The organism is Promicromonospora sp. NPDC050880, assembly GCF_044456525.1.
GTDB lineage: Bacteria > Actinomycetota > Actinomycetes > Actinomycetales > Cellulomonadaceae > Promicromonospora.
The window spans coordinates 41,186-60,038 of sequence record NZ_JBITFV010000016.1; the positions used below are offsets into that span (position 1 = coordinate 41,186).

At 73.5% G+C, this 18,853-nt stretch carries 19 protein-coding genes; 13 read left to right on the forward strand and 6 right to left on the reverse strand.

All coding sequences use genetic code 11. From position 1 onward, the window contains the following. Positions 1-48: 48 nt before the first annotated feature. Genes ACIBBF_RS21080 through ACIBBF_RS21100 form a run of 5 tightly spaced genes read left to right on the forward strand, consistent with a single transcriptional unit; the run spans position 49 to position 4,188 of the window. Positions 49-984 (forward strand): ABC transporter ATP-binding protein, encoded by a 936-nt coding sequence (locus ACIBBF_RS21080; protein WP_397417220.1) that lies wholly within the window; start codon positions 49-51, stop codon positions 982-984. Then, positions 984-1,856: an ABC transporter permease gene (locus tag ACIBBF_RS21085; protein WP_397417223.1), complete on the forward strand. Its 873-nt coding sequence runs from the start codon at positions 984-986 to the stop codon at positions 1,854-1,856. The genes ACIBBF_RS21080 and ACIBBF_RS21085 overlap by 1 nt, the downstream gene beginning before the upstream one ends. Beyond that, positions 1,846-3,240 (forward strand): sensor histidine kinase, encoded by a 1,395-nt coding sequence (locus tag ACIBBF_RS21090; RefSeq protein ID WP_397417225.1) that lies wholly within the window; start codon positions 1,846-1,848, stop codon positions 3,238-3,240. The genes ACIBBF_RS21085 and ACIBBF_RS21090 overlap by 11 nt, the downstream gene beginning before the upstream one ends. Continuing rightward, a complete protein-coding gene (locus tag ACIBBF_RS21095; RefSeq protein WP_397417227.1) occupies positions 3,237-3,848 on the forward strand; it encodes a response regulator in 612 nt (203 codons plus the stop codon). The genes ACIBBF_RS21090 and ACIBBF_RS21095 overlap by 4 nt, the downstream gene beginning before the upstream one ends. A gap of 43 nt (positions 3,849-3,891) precedes the next feature. Continuing rightward, positions 3,892-4,188: a hypothetical protein gene (locus tag ACIBBF_RS21100; protein ID WP_397417229.1), complete on the forward strand. Its 297-nt coding sequence runs from the start codon at positions 3,892-3,894 to the stop codon at positions 4,186-4,188. A gap of 1 nt (position 4,189) precedes the next feature. Here the strand turns inward: ACIBBF_RS21100 and ACIBBF_RS21105 are convergent, their stop codons facing one another. Then, complete coding sequence (locus tag ACIBBF_RS21105) at positions 4,190-6,172, reverse strand: protein kinase (protein ID WP_397417231.1); 1,983 nt, start codon at positions 6,170-6,172, stop codon at positions 4,190-4,192. Positions 6,173-6,355: 183 nt separating this feature from the next. Here ACIBBF_RS21105 and ACIBBF_RS21110 point away from each other — a divergent pair, with 183 nt between their 5' ends. Continuing rightward, positions 6,356-7,429, forward strand: coding sequence for an adenosine deaminase (locus ACIBBF_RS21110; RefSeq protein ID WP_397417233.1), 1,074 nt, complete (start codon positions 6,356-6,358; stop codon positions 7,427-7,429). 140 nt (positions 7,430-7,569) lie between these two features. Next, positions 7,570-8,640 carry a L,D-transpeptidase family protein gene (locus tag ACIBBF_RS21115; protein WP_397417235.1) on the forward strand — a complete coding sequence of 357 codons (1,071 nt, stop codon included), beginning with the start codon at positions 7,570-7,572 and terminating at the stop codon, positions 8,638-8,640. Between the two features lie 262 nt (positions 8,641-8,902). Here the strand turns inward: ACIBBF_RS21115 and ACIBBF_RS21120 are convergent, their stop codons facing one another. Next, on the reverse strand, positions 8,903-9,376 hold the full coding sequence (locus ACIBBF_RS21120) for a DUF6314 family protein (RefSeq protein ID WP_397417237.1): 474 nt from the start codon (positions 9,374-9,376) through the stop codon (positions 8,903-8,905). Between the two features lie 75 nt (positions 9,377-9,451). Between ACIBBF_RS21120 and ACIBBF_RS21125 the strand changes: the two genes are divergently transcribed. Both ACIBBF_RS21125 and ACIBBF_RS21130 read left to right on the forward strand, forming a co-directional pair. Further along, positions 9,452-11,548: a M3 family metallopeptidase gene (locus ACIBBF_RS21125; RefSeq protein WP_397417239.1), complete on the forward strand. Its 2,097-nt coding sequence runs from the start codon at positions 9,452-9,454 to the stop codon at positions 11,546-11,548. A gap of 96 nt (positions 11,549-11,644) precedes the next feature. Then, positions 11,645-12,982 (forward strand): M20/M25/M40 family metallo-hydrolase, encoded by a 1,338-nt coding sequence (locus tag ACIBBF_RS21130; protein WP_397417241.1) that lies wholly within the window; start codon positions 11,645-11,647, stop codon positions 12,980-12,982. Between the two features lie 18 nt (positions 12,983-13,000). Here the strand turns inward: ACIBBF_RS21130 and ACIBBF_RS21135 are convergent, their stop codons facing one another. After that, positions 13,001-13,216, reverse strand: a complete 216-nt coding sequence (locus ACIBBF_RS21135; protein WP_397417243.1) for a DUF5703 family protein — start codon at positions 13,214-13,216, stop codon at positions 13,001-13,003. Between the two features lie 117 nt (positions 13,217-13,333). Here ACIBBF_RS21135 and ACIBBF_RS21140 point away from each other — a divergent pair, with 117 nt between their 5' ends. Then, positions 13,334-13,657, forward strand: coding sequence for a primosomal protein (locus tag ACIBBF_RS21140; RefSeq protein WP_397417245.1), 324 nt, complete (start codon positions 13,334-13,336; stop codon positions 13,655-13,657). Between the two features lie 22 nt (positions 13,658-13,679). Here the strand turns inward: ACIBBF_RS21140 and ACIBBF_RS21145 are convergent, their stop codons facing one another. After that, the gene (locus tag ACIBBF_RS21145) at positions 13,680-14,651 is read right to left on the reverse strand and encodes an aldo/keto reductase (protein WP_397417247.1); all 972 of its coding nucleotides are present in this window, start codon (positions 14,649-14,651) and stop codon (positions 13,680-13,682) included. Positions 14,652-14,719: 68 nt separating this feature from the next. On the opposite strand from ACIBBF_RS21145, the gene ACIBBF_RS21150 reads away from it, so the two are divergent. The 3 genes from ACIBBF_RS21150 (at position 14,720) to ACIBBF_RS21160 (ending at position 17,350) form a co-directional block, all read left to right on the forward strand. Continuing rightward, positions 14,720-15,640, forward strand: a complete 921-nt coding sequence (locus tag ACIBBF_RS21150) for an undecaprenyl-diphosphate phosphatase (protein ID WP_397417249.1) — start codon at positions 14,720-14,722, stop codon at positions 15,638-15,640. Positions 15,641-15,703: 63 nt separating this feature from the next. After that, the gene (mshC, locus tag ACIBBF_RS21155; RefSeq protein ID WP_397417251.1) at positions 15,704-17,023 is read left to right on the forward strand and encodes a cysteine--1-D-myo-inosityl 2-amino-2-deoxy-alpha-D-glucopyranoside ligase; all 1,320 of its coding nucleotides are present in this window, start codon (positions 15,704-15,706) and stop codon (positions 17,021-17,023) included. A gap of 111 nt (positions 17,024-17,134) precedes the next feature. Continuing rightward, complete coding sequence (locus ACIBBF_RS21160; protein WP_119144627.1) at positions 17,135-17,350, forward strand: hypothetical protein; 216 nt, start codon at positions 17,135-17,137, stop codon at positions 17,348-17,350. A 66-nt stretch (positions 17,351-17,416) separates the two neighbouring features. Here the strand turns inward: ACIBBF_RS21160 and ACIBBF_RS21165 are convergent, their stop codons facing one another. Together ACIBBF_RS21165 and ACIBBF_RS21170 are read right to left on the reverse strand one after the other, a co-directional pair. Further along, positions 17,417-18,307 carry a PAC2 family protein gene (locus tag ACIBBF_RS21165; RefSeq protein ID WP_397417253.1) on the reverse strand — a complete coding sequence of 297 codons (891 nt, stop codon included), beginning with the start codon at positions 18,305-18,307 and terminating at the stop codon, positions 17,417-17,419. Between the two features lie 229 nt (positions 18,308-18,536). Further along, positions 18,537-18,824, reverse strand: coding sequence for a hypothetical protein (locus ACIBBF_RS21170; protein ID WP_397417255.1), 288 nt, complete (start codon positions 18,822-18,824; stop codon positions 18,537-18,539). Positions 18,825-18,853 lie beyond the last annotated feature (29 nt).

The following is an 18,853-nucleotide window of genomic DNA, read 5'->3' on the forward strand; positions in this document are numbered from 1 at the left end:
GCCGAACGGGCGTCCCGCCGGACCCGCCCCTCGGAGCATGCTCGCACCATGCAGAACAACGACTCCGGGGCCGTCCGGGTGCGCGGCCTCCGCAAGCGGTACGGCACCCCCCGCAGCGGGTACAAGGACGCCGTGGCCGGGCTCGATCTCGACGTGGCGCACGGCGAGATCGTCGCGGTGCTCGGCCCGAACGGGGCCGGGAAGACCACCACCATCGAGATCCTCGAGGGTTTCCGTGACCGGGACGCCGGCGAGGTCGCGGTGCTCGGCGAGGACCCCCGGCGCGCGGGCCGGGGCTGGCGGGCGCGCACGGGCATCGTCATGCAGGACTCGCGCGACATGAGCGAGCTCACGGTGCTGGAGCAGGTGCGCGCCACCGCGGCGGCCTACCCGGACGCGCGGGAACCCGCCGAGGTCGTCGCCGCAGTCGGCCTGGAGCACAAGGCACGGGCCCGGATGCGCATGCTGTCGGGCGGGCAGCGGCGCCGGCTGGACGTGGCGCTCGGGATCGTCGGCCGGCCCGAGCTCCTGTTCCTCGACGAGCCGACCACGGGTTTCGACCCGCAGGCCCGGCGCTCCTTCTGGGACCTCGTGACCGGCCTGCGCGACGCCGGCACCACGATCCTGCTGACGACCCACTACCTGGACGAGGCGGCGTACCTCGCGGACCGCGTGGTCGTGGTGCGGGACGGCGTGGTGGTCGCCGAGGGCACGCCGGACACGCTGGGCGGCCCCGCGGCGCGCACCCCCCTCGTCGCGTGGGAGCAGGACGGCGTGCGGCGCACCGAGCGGACCGACCGGCCCACGGCGCTCGTCGCCCAGCTGATCGCGGCGGCGGGGCCCGACCGCGAGGTGCCTGGCCTGTCCGTGACGCGGCCGACCCTGGAGGACGTGTACCTCTCCCTCATCGGCGAGCCCACCGCGGACGACGCCGCAGGCACGGACCCCGACGACAACGACGACGCGAACACGGAGGCGGCGTGATGAGCACGACGACAACGACGGCCGGCAGCACCGCCCCCACGACGGGCGCCCGAGCCCGGCGGCTGCCCGGCACGCTCCGCCTCGGACTCGTGCGCGGCGGCGTGGAGCTGCTGGAGTACGTGCGCGAGCGCGACTCGGTCATCTTCGGCTTCGCCTACCCGATCGTCATGCTCGCCATCTTCGCGACGGTGTTCGGCGACGACGACCCGATCGTCGCGGACGGCGTCACGGTCAGCTTCGCGCAGTACTTCCTGCCGGGCATGGTCGCCACGGGGGTCATGCTCTCGACCTACCAGACACTGGCGATCTCGATCGCCGTCGACCGCGACGACGGCAGCCTCAAGCGGCTGCGCGGCACGCCCCTGCCCGCGACGTCGTACTTCCTGGGCAAGGTCTTCCTGTCGCTGACCACCGTGCTGGTGCAGACCGCGCTCCTGCTGGCCGTGGCGGCACTGGCCTTCGACGTCCCGCTCCCCGACGACCCGGCACGCTGGGTCACGTTCGCATGGGTCTTCGTGCTCGGCACCGCCGCCGGGGCCGTGTGCGGCGTCGCGTACTCGTCGGTCCCCCGGTCCGGGCGGTCCGCGAGCGCCGTGGTCGTGACGCCGCTCCTGGTGCTGCAGTTCACCTCGGGGGTGTTCTTCTCGGTCAGCCAGCTCCCGGACTGGATGATCGATCTGTCGTCGCTGTTCCCGCTCAAGTGGATCGCGCAGGGCATGCGGTCGGTGTTCCTGCCGGATGCGTTCGCGGCGGCCGAGCCGTCCGGGGCCTGGCAGCCCGGGGCGACGGCTGCTGTACTGGCGGCATGGCTGGTCGTCGCGCTCCTGGTGGGCACCCGGACGTTCCGCTGGCGACGGCACGATGACGGCTGACGAAGCCCGGCCCACCGGCGAGGAGGAGCTCGCCGTCGACCGCCTGTACGCCGGGTGGGACCAGCAGGTGCGGTGGTGGGACGCGGCGTTCGGGGTGATCGTGGCGCTGACCGCCGTGGCCCTGGTCCTGGAGGGCACGCGGGGTGTGCGGCTCGCGGTCGCCCTGGCGGCGATGGGCGCGATCGTGGTGGCGTACGTGGTGTGGGGCGCGCGGGCGGCGCGGACCCGCGACCAGTGGCGGGCGAGGGCGTACCTGGTGGTCCTGGTCCTGGGCACGGCGGTGACGGTGTCGCAGGGTGGGGTGGCGTCGCTGCTGCTGTTCATCGCGTTCGCGCAGACGTGGATGCTCCTGGAGTCGATCCGCCAGGGCGTGGTGGGCTGCGTGGCGCTGGGGACGGCGGTGGCGGGAGGCATCGTCGTGGGATCAGGCTCTGACCCGGCGGTGCTGGCCGAGGTGGTGCCGCAGATGCTCGTGACCCTCGTGTTCGCGATCGGGCTGGGCCTGTGGTTCCACGTGGCGATGCGGCGCGCGGAGCAGCACTCGCGCCTGCTGGACGAGTTGCAGGCAGCACAGGCCGAGCTGGCGCGGACCAACCACGAGGCGGGTGTGCTGGCCGAGCGCGAGCGCCTGGCCCGGGAGATCCACGACACCCTCGCACAGGGGTTCACGAGCGTGGTGATGCAGGCGCAGGCTGCGACGGCGGCGCTCGACGTCGGGGACGAGGGAACCGTGCGCGACCGTCTGGAGGTCATGGAGGACACGGCCCGGGAGAACCTCGCCGAGGCGCGCGCCCTGGTGGCCGCCTTCGCACCGGTCGCGCTCCAGGACGCGTCACTCCCTCAGGCGCTGAGCCGGGTCACCGACCTCTTCGCGCAGGAGACGGATCTCGTGGTGGGCTTCCGGGCCGACGGCGTGGGGCCGCTGCCTCCGGCGATCGAGGTGGTGCTGCTGCGGGCCGCGCAGGAGGCGCTGGCCAACGTACGCCGGCACGCGCGGGCGCTCACCGTCGTGGTGCGGCTGAGACGGACGGAGGACGAGGTGGTCCTGGTCGTGTCCGACGACGGCCGGGGCATCGCACCCGGCGTACCCGACGGGTTCGGGCTGGCGGGGATGCGCGACCGGGTACGTTCGGTGGGCGGCACGCTCACGGTCACGCCGGGCGCCGACGGGGGCACGTACCTGTGTGCGCGGGTCCCGGTCGAGGCTCGCGCCGGTGCGGCGCCGGGCACAGCCGCCGGGACGGCGCCGGGCAGCGGCACGGCGCCGGGCACACGCACCGAGCACGCAGCCGCACCCGGCGACGGCGCACCCAGTGACGACGTACCCGGCGACGACGCACCCGGTGATCACGACGGAACGCGGGAACAGGGGGTGGCCCGATGATCCGGGTCCTGGTGGTGGACGACCATCCGGTGGTGCGGTCGGGGCTGGCGGGCATGCTCAGCGTCGAGGACGACCTGGACGTGGTGGGTGAGGCCGGCGACGGTCAGGAGGCGGTGGACCTGGCGGCGGAGCTGCGGCCCGACGTCGTGCTGATGGATCTGCGCATGCCCGTGCTCGACGGCGTCGCCGCGACCGCAGGGATCGTCGGGACGGGGCCGCGCGTGGTGGTGCTGACCACGTACGACACCGATGCCGACATCCTGCGTGCGGTCGAGGCCGGTGCGACCGGGTACCTGCTCAAGGACACGCCGCGCGCCGAGCTGGTCGCGGGCGTCCGGGCGGCGGCCCGGGGCGAGACGGTGCTGGCGCCGAGCGTGGCGACCCGCCTGGTCAGCTCGGTCCGGACGGCCGCGGAACGACCGTCGGCCCGGGAGGCCGAGGTGCTCGCCCTGGTGGCGCGGGGGCGGTCGAACGCGGAGGTGGGGCGGGCGCTGTCGATCACGGAGGCCACGGTCAAGACCCATCTGATCAGGGCTTTCGCCAAGCTCGGGGTGGCCGACCGGACGGCGGCCGTGACGGTCGCCCGCGAGCGCGGCTGGATCGCCTGACCTTTCGGGGACGGGTACGGGTCGCTGCCGGTACGTTGCCCACATGGACAACTCGGTCAAGAACGGCATCACGGCACGCGTCGAGGCGGCGGTCGCATCAGCGATCTACGACGTCGCGCTGCCGATCGACACCCTGGGCGTGACCTTCCACGACGCCACGCTGGACGAGGTCACCGAGGCGTACCGCGCCGACCCGGACGCCGTCCTGGCCGCGGCCGACGCCCGGTTCGCGGCGCACATGGCGACGGTCGCGGCCGCGGCGTCGGACGAGGAGGCCGAAGGACCGATGCTCCGGGCCCGCGCCGCGATGGCTCTCAAGGAGCGCCTGAAGGCGCTCTGACTCACCGGCTGGTGGTGCCCGCCCCGGTCTCTCCCCCGGCGCCCGCCTCGCCACCACCGGTCGGGTCCGGCGAGGGCTCCTCGACCGGGACGCTCGGGTCGGCGGACGGTTCCTGCGACGGCGTCGGCTCCTGCGAGGGGGTCGGCTCCTGGGAAGGAGTCGGCTCCTGCGACGGCGTCGGCTCCTGCGAAGGGGTCGGCTCCTCGCTCGGGGTGGCTGAGGGCGACGGCGAGCTCGACGGCGTCGGGGTGGGGGTCGGCGACGGTGTGTAGGCCGGCGGCGGGACCACCTCCTCGTCGGTCTCCGTCGGGGTGGGGGTGGGGGTCGGCGACGGCGTCCGGGAGGGCTCGGGTGACGACGGCGTGCTGCTCGGCGTCACCGCGGGCGCACCACCGTCGTCGGAGAGCATGCCGGCGATGACCAGGCCGGCGCCGCCGAACACGAGCAGCGCGAACACGATGATCGTGACCACGCGGCCCCGGCCGGTGGTCATCTTCTGCCAGAAGGACTTCTCCTCCTCCGGCGGGTCCGCCGGCGGCGGCACGGACGCGGCCGCGTCCTGAGCACCGAGCGCGCCGACGGCGGCCGCACCGGCGGCACCCGCACCGACGGCCCCGATCATGGTCGTGCGCTCGGTCTCGTCGACCACCTGCCCGAGCTTCATCGTGCCGGACCCGGCCGCGCCGGTGACCGGGTCGATGACCTCGGTACCGCCCGCACCCACGCCGAGCTGCATGGTCTCGTCGCTGGTGCCCATCCGGCCCGCGGGCCCGCCGAGCAGGATCGTCACGGTCTCCCGCATGGACTCGGCGGTCGGGAACCTGCGGTTGGGGTCCTTGGCCATCGCCCGCGACACGAGCCGGTCCACCGAGGCCGGCACCGCGGCACGACGGGCCGACGCCGCGGGCACGGGCGCGTTCACGTGCGCACGCAGCACGTCCTCGGCGTTGGCACGCTCGTACGGCGCGTGCCCGGTCAGCGCGTAGTACGCGAGCGCGCCGACGGCGTAGATGTCGCTGCGCGCGTCGAGCGGCTTGCCGCGGGCCTGCTCCGGGGACATGCCGATGACCGACCCGGCCACGGTGTCCCCGTCACCCTCGCCGCCGGCCGGACGGGTGAGGCCCAGGTCGATCAGGCCCACGGCGTAGGTGCCGTCAGCGCGCTTGTCGACCATGACGTTGCGCGGCGCGACGTCGCGGTGCACCAGGCCGGCCGCGTGCACCGCGGCGAGCGCCTCCAGCAGACCGTCGATGATCACCAGCGCGTCGCGCCAGGGCAGGCCGGTGTCGCCGGCGAGCTCGGACAGGGACACGCCCGGCATCCGGTTCATGACCGTCCAGGGCACGGCCGCGCCCGCGACGTCCTCCTCGCCCGAGTCCAGGACCTTCACGACACCCGGGTGGTCCACCTGGGCGGAGGCCTCGACCTCGCGGCGCAGGGAGGCGCGGGCGTTCTCGTCGTCGACCAGGTGCGGGTGGAGCACCTTGACCACGAGCGGCTGGTCGAAGGGGTCCTCGGGCTCGTCCGGCTCCGGGGGACCGGGAACGTCCGGCGTCGTGTCCGCGTCGGCCTCGGCGGCCGGGGTGGACCCGTCCTCGCCGGACACCGCGCCCGTCTCGTCCTCCGCCGTCGCCTCGGCGTCGTCGGTCGTGGCGGCGCCCTCGCCGGACTCGTCGTCCTCGTCGGCGGCGTCGCCCTGCACGGCGGCCTCGTCGGCGGCGTCGCCCTGCACGGCGGCCTCGTCGGCGGCGTCGCCCGCCGCGGCCGCATCGTCCGCGGCTCCGTCGTCGTCCGGTGCTCCGGTGGCCGCGTCGGCGTCGTCCGCCAGGGGCTCGGGAACGGCCGGCGGTGCTACCCGCTGCGCGTCGTAGACGGTGAAGGTCGCCCCGGTGCCGAGGACGTCGACCAGCTCGTACTTCTCGCCGAGGACGACGTGGACGGGGAGGTCTGCCGCGGTGTCCTCACCCGTGTTCTCTTCGTTCACTGGTTCACCGGTGTCCATGGGTGCGCATCGAGCAAATCAGTCATTTCGGCTATCTGGGGCATGTCCTTCTCAGGATACGTAGCGGGGCGCGAGCGCACCAACGATGACCGACGGGATGTGTGAGTAGTGCGGAGTATCACGATCGCGGCTGCCGCCACCCCGTCGCTTTGCCAGACTACGCAGATGCGCGACCTCGCACTTCTCCCCAAGGCGCACCTCCACCTGCACTTCACCGGATCCATGCGGGTGCCGACGCTCGTCGACATGGCCGCCGCATACGGTGTCCGGCTGCCCGAGGCGCTCGTCGACAACGATCCCTTGCGCCTGCCGGCCACGGAGCGCGGCTGGTTCCGCTTCCAGCGCCTGTACGACGCCGCCCGGGCGTGCGTGCGCTCCGAGGCGGACATGCGCCGCCTGGTCCACGAGGCCGCGGCCGACGACGCCGCCGAGGGCTCCCGGCGCCTCGAGATCCAGGTGGACCCCACGTCGTACGCACCCTTCGTCGGCGGCATCACGCCTGCCGTGGAGATCGTCATCGACGCCGCCAAGGCCGCGAGCGCCGCCCACGGCATCGAGGTGAGCGTGATCGTCGCGGCGTCGCGCATGAAGCACCCGCTCGACGCGCGCACCCTCGCCCGGCTGGCCGCCCGCCATGCCGGCGACGGCGTCGGCGACGTGGTGGGCTTCGGGCTGTCCAACGACGAGCGGCGCGGGGACACGTCGCAGTTCGCGGCGGCCTTCGACATCGCGCGCCGCGCCGGCCTGGCGGCCGTGCCGCACGGCGGCGAGCTGCTGGGGCCGGAGCACATCAGCGAGGTCATGCGCGAGCTCGTTCCCGACCGCATCGGGCACGGCGTGCGTGCCGCCGAGGACGAGCGGGTCCTGGCCGGCATCGTGGAGCGCGGCGTGGCGCTGGAGGTGAACCCGGGGTCGAACATCGGCCTGGGCGTCTACGCGGAGGCGGCCGAGGTGCCGCTGCGCACGCTGGTGGACGCCGGCGCCCTGGTCGCGCTCGGCGCCGACGACCCGCTCCTGTTCGGTTCCCGGCTCGTGGACCAGTACGAGATCGCGCGCGACGCCCACGGGTTCACGGACGCCGAGCTCGCCGCGCTGGCGGCGTCGTCCATCCGGGCGAGCCGGGCGTCCGAGAGCACCAAGGCGCGGCTCCTGGCCGACGTCGACGCGTGGTTGCTGGCGCCCGACCCCGCCGACACCCTGAACACCCTCCCGGCGCGTGGCACTGTCACGATTGGGTGACGATAGACCTACCCAACCATCCTGAGCGGCCGCGCGTCGGTTAGAGATACAGGACACTCGCGAGGGGACGACGTCGTCTCGCGGGTGCGGTGCCGCGCCACCCCAGAAGGTGCGGCCGAGGAGGAGTCACGATGCGGGTAATGCACGCAAGGCCGGCCCCTGGTGCGGGCCGGACCGTCGGCAAGAGGGTCCTGGGCACGCTGGGCGCCGTGGCGCTGACGGCGGGCCTGTTGTCCGCCTGCGGCGACCAGGAGGAGCCGCCGTCGGACGCCGGGGCGAGCAGCGCCCCGGCCGAGAGCAGCCCCGGCACGGATCCCGGGAGCTCGGCGGAGCCGGGGACCGGCGAGCCGACGGCCGGTGAGGACGGCACGGACGGGTCCGACGGTGCCGAGGGTTCCGGCGAGCCGACCGACGACGGTACGACGGCCGAGCCGAGCGACGACCCGAGCGACGCCGGGGACGGCGCGGGCAACGACGAGGATGGCACCGACGACGAGCAGCCCGGCAAGGGCTCGTCCCAGGGGGACGAGCAGTCCGGCGGCAAGGGCGACGGCAAGGGCGGGAACGAGGGCAAGGGCGACGGCAAGGACTCCGCGGAGGAGGAGAAGCCCGACTACGTGGAGCTCGGCGAGACGGGCGCACGCGTCAGCGCCCTGCAGCAGCGGCTGCAGGACCTGGGGTACTTCGTGACGTCCGTCGACGGCGCGTTCGGCAGCGAGACGCAGCAGGCGGTGTTCGCGCTGCAGAAGGCCGGCGGCCTCTACCGCGACGGCGTGGTCGGCGACGTCACGCAGCAGGCTGCCGACAAGGGCGTGGTGCCGCGGGCGCAGACGTCCTCGGGCAAGGTGCTGGAGATCGACATCGACCGGCAGCTCGTGCTCGCGGTCGAGAACGGCAAGGTCGTCAAGATCATCAACGCGTCGTCCGGCAACGGGGAGACGTACGAGGCGAAGGGCGCCACCTACACGGCGTACACGCCGCGCGGCTCGTTCGCGGTGTACCGCGAGGAGAACCGGATGTACTCGTCGTCGCTGGAGCTGGGCGACATGTGGCGGCCCAAGTTCTTCACGGGTGGCATCGCGGTGCACGGCTCGGCGTCGGTGCCGGCGTTCCCGGCGTCGCACGGCTGCGTGCGTGTGTCGAACGGCGCGATGGACTGGATCTGGGACACCTGGGGCGCTCCGTCGGGCACGCCGGTGGTCGTCTACTGACGGGTCGGGGGGGGGGGGGGGGGGGGGGGGGGGGGGGGGGGCGGGGCGCGCGGGGGGGGGGGGGGCGGGGGGGGGCGCGGCGCCCCCCCCCCCCGCGGGGGGGGGGGGCCCCGCCACCCCCGCCCCCCCCCCCCCCCCCCCCCCCCCCCCCCCCCCCCCCCCCCCCGCCCGCCCCCCCCCCCCCCCCCCCCCCCCCCCCCCCCCCCCCCCCCCGACCGGCTGGCAAGCTGCCGACCTCGGCGAGCCGCGGGACAGAGGTCCCTCAGGGGCGCTCCATGTACCAGGTGTGCATCAGGTAGTCCTTCTCCGGCCCGGTCACGTGCCAGCGCAGCTCCCACGACGACGCCGTCCGCGCCGGCACCTCGATCCCGCCCTGGTACAGGTCCCGCCCGCACAGGTGCTCGACGGCGCCCGCGGTCCACGGGTGGAAGTCGCGGCCGTCCTCGAAGGTCACGCGCCACGGCGGCTCGTGGTCGCCGGCCGGGTCCCCGGCCGGCGCGTCGTCGTCCGACCTGCCCGACGGCGTCTGGCCGTGCCGGTCACGGACGATGAACAGCGTCCGCGTCACCGGTGTGCTGCCCGCCGCCCAGTGCAGCGTGCCGTGCTCGGCCCAGCACACCCGGCCGTCGTCCTGGAGGGAGAACCGGGCCTCGCCGTCGGCGGTGTACTCCGCGCCGTCCGCGTGCCGGATCTCCCGCCGGAAGTCCCAGGTGCCGACGAGCCGCAGAGGATCCACGCCCCGACCCTAACTGCTCCCGCCCGCCCGGAAAGCGTGCGCCCCAGGCCCCGCCGATGAGTGAGGATGTTCCCCATGACCTCGACGCATGAGACCACCACGCCCACGGAGCTGGACCCGGCCAACCCGTTCGCCGTGCCGTCCACCCTTCCGTACGGGCTGCCCGACTTCTCCGCGATCCGCGAGGAGCACTACGAGCCGGCGGTCCTGGCCGGCATGGCGGCCCAGCGCGCCGAGGTCGAGGCGATCGCCACCAACCCCGAGCCTGCCACCGTCGAGAACACGCTGGAGGCGCTGGAGCGGTCCGGCCAGCTCCTGGGACGGGCCGCTCGTGCGTACTTCAACCAGCTCCCGTCCGACTCCACGCCCGGCCTGGAGGACATCCAGGAGCGGCTCGCGCCGCTGTTCGCCGCCCACCAGGACGCGATCACCATGGACGCCCGCCTCCATGCGCGGGCCAAGGCACTGGCCGACGCCGCCGCGGCCGGCGACCTGGAGCTCGAGCCCGACACCGCGTACCTGCTCGAGAAGCTGATGACCCAGTTCAAGCGCTCCGGCATCGAGCTGTCCGAGGCCGACCAGGACACGTTGCGCGATCTCAACGCGCGCATCACGACGCTGGAGGCGAGCTTCGGGCGCAAGCTCCTGGCCGGCGCCAACGAGGCGAGCGTGCTCGTGACCGACGAGGCCGACCTCGCCGGGCTCTCCGCCGACGCCAAGGCCGGTGCGCGCGCCGCAGCGGAGGCGCGCGGCCAGGACGGCTGGCTCCTGGAGATGCAGCTCTTCACGCACCAGAACGTGCTCGCCTCGCTCGAGGTCGCGGCCACGCGCGAGCGCGTGCAGAGCGCCTCCATGGCGCGCGGTGCCACCGGCGGCGAGAACGACACCCGCGAGGTGCTCCTGGAGCTCGCGCTGCTGCGCGCCCGCCGCGCGCAGCTGCTCGGCTACGAGCACCACGCCGCGTACATCGCCGCCGACGCCACGGCCGGCACCACCGCCGCGGTCAACGAGATGCTCGGGCGCCTCGCGCCCGCCGCCGTCGCCAACGCCCGGCGTGAGGCCGCGGAGCTCGCGAAGGCCGGCGGCTCGGCCGACGGCGTGGCCGCCGCCGACTGGTCCTACCTCAACGAGGCCGTGCGCAAGGAGCGCTTCGACCTGGACGACGCCGCCCTGCGCCCCTACCTCGAGCTCGACCGCGTGCTGCACGACGGCGTCTTCAGGGCCGCCGGCCTGCTGTTCGGCCTCTCCTTCGTCGAGCGCCCCGACCTGCCGGGCTACCACCCGGACGTCCGCGTCTTCGAGGTGTTCGACAGCGTCGAGCCGGGGGAGCCGAACACCGGCCTGGGCCTGTTCCTCGGCGACTTCTACACCCGCGAGTCGAAGCGTGGCGGCGCCTGGATGGACAGCCTCGTAGTGCAGAGCGCCCTGCTGGACGAGAAGCCCGTCGTGGTCAACAACCTCAACATCGTCAAGCCGCCGGCCGGCGAGCCCACGCTGCTGGTGTGGGACGAGGTGACCACCCTCTTCCACGAGTTCGGTCACGCGCTGCACGGCCTGCTGAGCGACGTGCGCTACCCGTCGCAGTCCGGTACCTCCGTGCCGCGCGACTTCGTCGAGTACCCCTCCCAGGTCAACGAGATGTGGTCCTGGGAGCCGGAGATCCTGAAGTCGTTCGCGGTGCACCACGCCACCGGCGAGCCCATGCCCGCCCAGTGGGTGGACACCATGCTGGCCTCCCGCGTCTGGGGCGAGGGCTTCTCGACCACGGAGTACCTCGCCGCCGCGCTGCTCGACCAGGCGTGGCACCAGCTCACCCCCGAGCAGGTGCCGACGTCGGTCGACGACGTGCTGCCGTTCGAGGCGGCGGCGCTCGCGGCCGCGGGCGTGGACTTCGCCTCCGTGCCGCCCCGGTACCGCAGCACGTACTTCAACCACATCTTCGGCGGCGGCTACTCGGCCGGGTACTACTCGTACATCTGGTCCGAGGTGCTCGACGCCGACACCGTGCAGTGGTACGCGGAGAACGGCGGGCTCACGCGCGAGAACGGGGAGGCGTTCCGGCGCAAGCTGCTCGCCCGCGGCGGGTCGCAGGACCCGCTGGCCTCGTTCGAGGACCTGCGGGGCCGTGCGGCCGACATCACGCCGCTGCTGGAGCGGCGCGGACTGGCCTGACCTCGCGGAGCGGGCCGCTGACTCGCCGCGCCGTGCAGCGAGTCAGCGGGCCGGTCGGGATTCCGGCAGGTTGCCCGGCCGGTTACCGTGGCCCCTGTGACTGAGACTGTGCCGACTTCCGCGCCCGTGCCCACCGCCGCCGACGAGGTGGTCCGGATCTGTCAGGAGCTGATCCGGTTCGACACCTCGAACTACGGCACCGACGACGGGCCGGGGGAGCGGGCCGCGGCCGAGTACGTCATGGAGCTGCTGCACGAGGTCGGCCTGGAGCCCGAGCTGTTCGAGTCCCGGCCGGGGCGGGCGTCCGTCGTCGTGCGCCTGGAGGGGCAGGACCGGGCTCGGCCCGCGCTGGTGCTGCACGGGCACCTGGACGTGGTGCCGGCCGCGAAGGACGACTGGAGCGTGGACCCGTTCGGCGGCGAGGAGACCGACGGGCTGCTCTGGGGCCGTGGCGCCGTGGACATGAAGGACATGGACGCCATGATCCTGGCGGTCGTCCGGCAGATGGCGCGTGAGGGCCGCAAGCCCGCCCGCGACGTGGTGGTGGCGTTCTTCGCCGACGAGGAGGCCGGCGGGGTGCACGGCGCCCGGTGGGCCGTGGACCACCGGCCCGACCTGTTCGAGGGCGCCACGGAGGCGATCTCGGAGGTCGGCGGCTTCTCCGTGGAGGTGGGCGGCAAGCGCGCCTACCTGCTCCAGACGGCGGAGAAGGGCATCGCCTGGCTGCGGCTGATCGCCGAGGGCCGCGCCGGGCACGGTTCCCAGATCAACGAGGACAACGCGGTGGCCGAGCTCGCCGCGGCCGTGGCCCGGATCGGTCAGCACGCCTGGCCGTACACCATCACGCCCACGGTGGACGCGCTGCTGCGTGGTGTCGGCGACCTCACCGGCCTGCGGGTCGACCTGTCCGACCCGGCCTCCGTGGACGAGCTGGTCGCGGCGCTCGGGCCGGCGGCGAAGTTCGTGGGCGCCACGGTGCGCAACACGTCCAACCCGACGCAGCTCGCGTCCGGGTACAAGGCCAACGTGATCCCCGGCCGGGCCGAGGCGACCGTGGACGTGCGGCTCCTGCCGGGCCAGGAGGAGTCCGGCATGGCGACGCTGCGCGAGCTGGCCGGGCCCCGGGTGCGGATCGAGCCGATCCACCTGGACACGGCCCTGGAGGTGCCGTTCAGCGGGTCCCTGGTCGACGCCATGGTGGCGGCCATCGACGCCGAGGACCCGGGGGCCACGGTGCTCCCGTACACGCTCTCGGGCGGCACGGACAACAAGTCGCTGGACCGGCTGGGCATCACGGGGTACGGGTTCGCGCCGCTGCGCCTGGAGGGCGACCTCGACTTCGCCGGGATGTTCCACGGCGTGGACGAGCGGGTGCCGACCGACGCGCTGCGGTTCGGCACCCGCGTGCTGGACCGGCTGCTGGCGACCTGCTGACGCGGGTGCGCCGCAGGGTCAGAGGGTCGACCGGACCCGGATGATCTTGCGGCGCAGCCAGACCTTGCGTCTGCCGCCGATGTAGAGAAGAGTCCTCGCCAGCTCCCAGCGGCCGTACTCGGCCTCCTCGGTGAGCACCTTGCGGGCGTCCGGCACGGTGGTGCCCGGTTCGAACGTCACGACGCGGTACTCGTACTGACTGTGCTTGTGCAACAAGGATCCTTCTCTCGCCATCTGATGCACCGTCCTCGGGTCGCGGGTGAGGTCAGTTTATGCCGGTTTCGTTGCAGTGCGATGACAGCCACGGATTTCGTCTGCCCATTGTGGCCCACGGGGCGCTACCTTCAAGGCATGACCGTTGAACCGCGTGCCGCGCTCGATCGCCTCATTGCCGCACTCGAGGCCCACCATCACGCGGTCGCCACTCGCCGGAGTGACGACGACCCCGCCGTCGACGACGCCTACGACGTGCTCGCCGACGCCTACGAGGTGTACGAGGAGTCCCTGGCGACGGTGTTCGGCGAGGTGACGCCCTTCTACCTGGCCGACGAGGTCGACGACGACGAGGACGAGGACGACGACGAGGACCTCGACGACCTCGACTTCGACGACGACCTCGACGACGCGGACGAGAGCGCCCAGGAGGACGAGCCCCAGCCCGCACGGCAGGGCTGAGCCGGGTCCGGCACGGGTACGGTCACCAGCGCTCCGGGTAGCCGAGGTCGGGGGCGGACACGTCGTCGAGCGCGGCGTGCACCTCGTACGGCAGCTCCAGGGTCGCGGCCTGGAGCGACGAGCGCAGCTGGGCCGGCGTGCGCGCGCCCAGGATCGCCGACGCGAGGCCGTCGCGCTCCAGCAGCCACGCCACGGCGACCTCCCCGGGCGTGCGGCCCAGGCCCTCGGCGGCCGTCGCCACGGCCTCGACGACGGCGGACGCCGAACCTTCCAGGTACGGCTGGACGAACCCCGCGAGCGCCCCGGCCGCCCGGGAGTCCGCCGGGATGGCGCGCCGGTACTTGCCGGTGAGCACGCCGCGCCCGAGCGGCGACCAGGCGAGCAGCCCCACGCCCAGGGCGTCGGCGGCGGGCAGCACGTCGCGCTCCGCGCCGCGCTGCAGCAGCGAGTACTCCAGCTCGACGGCGGCCAGGCCGACGTCGGGCTCCAGCAGCGTCGCGGCGCGGGCCGTGGCCCAGCCGGGGTGGTTGCTCAGCCCCACGTACCGGGCGCGCCCGCTGGTGACGGCGATGCGCAGCGCACCCGCCGTCTCCTCCAGGGACGTGTTCGGGTCGGGGCACGCCACGAGGAACAGGTCCACGTGGTCGGTGCCCATGCGGGCCAGCGACTCGTCGAGGCTGTCGAGCAGGCCGCCGCGGGAGGCGTCCACGACGCGGCCGGGGCCGTCGGGCCGGGCCTCGGACCGGATGCCCGCCTTGGTGGCCAGGACGAGCTCGCTGCGCGCGACCTTGCCCGACAGCAGGGTGCCGATGACCCGCTCCGCGTCGCCGTCGGCGTAGCTGGCCGCGGTGTCGAGCAGGGTGCCGCCGGCGTCGAGGAAGTCCCGCACCTGCTCCGCCGCGTCGATCTCGTCGGTGTCGCGGCCCCATGTCATGGTCCCGAGCCCCAGCTCGGAGACCCGTAGGCCGGAGGTGCCCACGCGCCGTCGTTCCATGTATGGAAGGCTACCCGCGGCCGTCGCGGGTGCGTCCGGAGGCGCGCCGTGGGGTAGTGTCACGGCCCGTGACTGCGTGGGAAGCGATCCTTCTGGGCCTGGTGCAGGGTCTGACCGAGTTCCTCCCGATCTCGTCGTCGGCGCACCTGCGGATCGTCGGTGAGCTGCTCGGCTCGGGCGACCCCGGCGCGGCCTTCACGGCGATCACGCAGATCGGTACCGAGGCGGCCGTGATCATCTACTACCGCCAGAAGATCGGGGCCATCCTCGTCGCCTGGTTCCGGGCGCTCTCCGGCCGCAACGGCACGGGCTGGCGCGCCCGCACGGGCCTGGGCCCGCGTCCCGGCTCCGTCGACGTGCGGCACGGCCGGCCGGGCGTCGTCGCCGACCACGACGCCGCGATGGGCTGGTACATCATCCTCGGCTCGATCCCGATCGTGGTGCTGGGGCTGCTGTTCGAGGACTACATCGAGAACACGTTCCGCAACCTGTGGATCACCGTCTTCATGCTGGCGTTCTTCGGGCTGCTGCTGCTCCTGGCCGACGTCTTCGGCCGCCAGGAGCGCGAGCTCACCTCGCTCACGGGACGCAGCGCCATCGGCTTCGGGCTGGCGCAGGCGCTCGCGCTCGTGCCCGGGGTGTCCCGTTCGGGCGGCACCATCACCGCCGGCCTGACCATGGGCTTCACGCGCAAGGCGGCTGCGGACTACTCCTTCCTGCTCGCGCTGCCCGCGGTGCTCGGCTCCGGCTTCTACCAGCTCGTCAAGACCCTGGGCGAGCCGCTGCCCGCCGGTGCGCCCGGGTGGGGTGCCACGATCATCGCGACGATCGTCGCGTTCGGCGTCGGGTACGCCGTGATCATCGGGTTCCTCAAGATCATCGGGAACTACTCGTACAAGCCGTTCGTGTTCTACCGGTTCGCGCTCGCGGGCCTCGTGGTGTGGCTCCTGGTGTCGGGCACGATCGGCGCGCAGGGCGGGGTCGCGTAGACCACACCCCGGTAGGCCCTGACGTGGTCCGGAGGTGTCACAGGCGGCGGTTATCGTTGTCGCGTGCACGCCTGGCCCACACCCCAAGTCCCCGAGCTTCCCGGCTTCCCCGCCCCCGGACCGGTGCGGGTCCACGACTCGTCCACGGGTGAGCTCGTCGAGGCCGCGCCGGGGCCGCAGGCCCGGCTGTACGCCTGCGGCATCACCCCGTACGACGCCACGCACATCGGGCACGCCAACACCTACGTCGCGTTCGACCTGCTGGTGCGAGCATGGCTGGACGCCGGCAAGGACGTCGTCTACACCTCGAACGTCACGGACGTGGACGACCCGCTGCTGGAGCGTGCCGAGGCGACCGGCGTGGACTGGCGGGACCTGGCGGCGTCCCAGATCGCGCTGTTCCGCGAGGACATGACGGCGCTCGGCGTCGTCCCGCCGCGCACCTGGACGGGGGCCGTGGAGTCGGTGCCCGACGTCGCGCGGGCCGTGGCCGACCTGCTGGAGTCCGGCGCGGCCTACCGCGTGCCGCTGGAGCCGGGCGCCGGTGGCACGACGCCGGAGCTGGGTGACGTCTACGCCGACCTCACCGCGGACCCGCGCTTCGGGACGGTCGCCCACCTCGACCGCGAGCAGGCCCTGGCCACGTTCGCCGAGCGCGGCGGCGACCCGGGCCGCGAGGGCAAGAAGGACGCGCTGGACCCGCTGCTGTGGCGCCGGGAGCGCGCGGGAGAGCCCGCGTGGGACGGCGGTCCGCTCGGCACGGGCCGCCCGGGCTGGCACATCGAGTGCGCCGTGATCGCGCGCGACGGCCTCGGCCTGGCGGGCGGCGAACGGTTCGACGTGCAGGGCGGCGGCTGCGACCTGCTGTTCCCGCACCACGAGATGTCGACGTCGCACCTGCGGCTGCTGTGTCCGACGTCCGAGGCCGAGGGCGAGGGCGAGCCGGCCGCGGCGCGCACCCACGTGCACGCGGGTCTGGTCGCCTACCAGGGCGAGAAGATGAGCAAGTCGCTCGGCAACCTCGTGCTGGTCTCCCGCCTGCGCGAGGACGGCCACGACCCGATGGCGGTCCGCCTGGCTCTCCTGGCGCACCACTACCGCACCGAGTGGGAGTGGGACGAGACCTCGCTGCCGGCCGCCGAGGCCCGGCTGGCCCGGTGGCGAGACGCGGTCTCGGGCAACGGCGGCCCGTCGGCGGACGAGACCCTCGTGGCGGTCCGTGCGGCCCTCGCCGAGGACCTGGATGCACCCGCCGCGCTGGCCGCCGTCGACGCCTGGGCCGAGGTGGCGCTGGACTCCGCCCGGGACACCTCGGCGGACGAGGAAGGGGCGCCCGGGATCATCTCCCGGATGGTGAACGCCCTGCTCGGAGTGCGTATCTGAGGCTCCGGCGGGGGCGCCCGGGCCAGGTAGGCCAGAGCCACGGCATGCGCTTGCCAGGTTAGTTTTGACCCCTGCTTCCGTTTGCATTTAACCCGGTGCAGGATGGGGAGCATGACGGAGTACGAGGAAGACTTCACGGGTGAGACCCGGGTTACCGTCACCACGACGCCCCGGTGCAGCACGCGGTATCGCGTCGTACGCAACGGACCGGGGTTCGCACCGGTCTACGACCGCGTCGAGGACGCCGCACGGTGTCTGGAGACCTGGGTCGGTTACCACGGTCCGGACGCAGGAGTACGGATCGAGCCGATCTCGAGCAGCGTGTGACCGACGCCGAAGGACGAGTCAAGGCCTGAGCCCCCTGCGGGGCTCAGGCCTTCGTCCGTCCGCGGCTCAGAGCTTCTCCGGTCCCGGGTCCTTGCCGCCGTCCTTGCCGCCGATGTCGCGCCGGCGCAGGTAGCGCTCGAACTCCCGCGCGATGGCGTCGCCCGACGCCTCCGGCAGCTCCGCGGTGTCCTTGGCCTCCTCGAGCTGGGCGACGTACTCGGAGATCTCGGAGTCCTCGGACGCCAGCTCGTCCACACCGTGCTGCCAGGCCGCGGCGTCGTCGGGCAGCTCGCCCATCGGCACGGACTCGCCGAGGATCTCCTCCACGCGCGTCAGGATCGCGAGCGTCGCCTTGGGGGACGGCGGGTTGGCCACGTAGTGCGGCACGGCCGCCCACAGGCTGACGGACTGCAGGCCCCGCTCCGCGGCCTCGTGCTGCAGCACCCCCACGATGCCCGTGGGGCCCTGGTAGGTGTTGGCCTCGATGTCGAGCACGGACTGCAGGCCCACGCTGTCGGACGTCGCGGTCATCGGGATCGGGCGCGTGTGCGGCACGTCGGCCAGCAGCGCGCCGAGCGTGATGACGGTGCGGACGTCCAGCTCCTCCGCGACCTTCAGCAGCTCCTCGCAGTACTTGCGCCAGCGCATCGACGGTTCGACGCCGTGCACCAGCACGACCTTGCGTGTCCCCACCTGGGCCACCGAGACGGACGTCGTCGGCCAGGTGATGGAGCGCTTGCCGTCGTCGTCCAGCGAGATGTAGGGCCTGTTGACCTGGAAGTCGTGGAACTCCTCGGGATCGAGCTCGGTCACCTTCTCGGCGCCCCACACCTCGGCCAGGTGCGTGAGGGCCGTCGTGGCGGCGCTCCCCGCGTCGTTCCACCCTTCGAAGGCAGCCAGGAGCACGGTCTGGCGAGGCGAGGCCTGCTCCGGCTGCTCGTGATGCGCGTCGGTCATCCCCCCAGCCTAGGGCGTGGGACGCTCGGCGTGACCGGGGGCGCGTGCACGTTCGCGGACGGGCGAATCGGCGTGTCGTGTCCGTGGCGCCGCCCGACCCGGAACTGGCTTGGAACTGCGCGGGACTGGCCTGGAACTGGCTCGGACCTGGCGTGGAACTGGCGCGGACCTGGCCCGGGACCGGCCCTGACCTGGCCCGGGACTGGCCCGGGACTGGCGCAGAGACGGCTCAGAGAACCGGCATGCCGGCGCGCAGCGCGCCGCGGACCTGCACCTCGACGCCCCGCCAGGTCCCGGTCCACAGCGTGTACCCGGGGTCCATCATGCGCTGGTCGATGGCGTGGTCGAGGCCGAGCGCGCGGGCGATGCTCTCGCCGTCGTCCAGGTGCCAGGGCTGCAGGCACACCCGCTCGGGCGTGACGGTCAGCACCTCGATCCAGTCGGCACGCACGTGCCGCAGCAGATCGATGACATCGCCGAGACGTTCGGTGACCGACTGCGACGCAATGGGGTTCACGGGACTCTCCGGGACGGGGCGGACAGGGG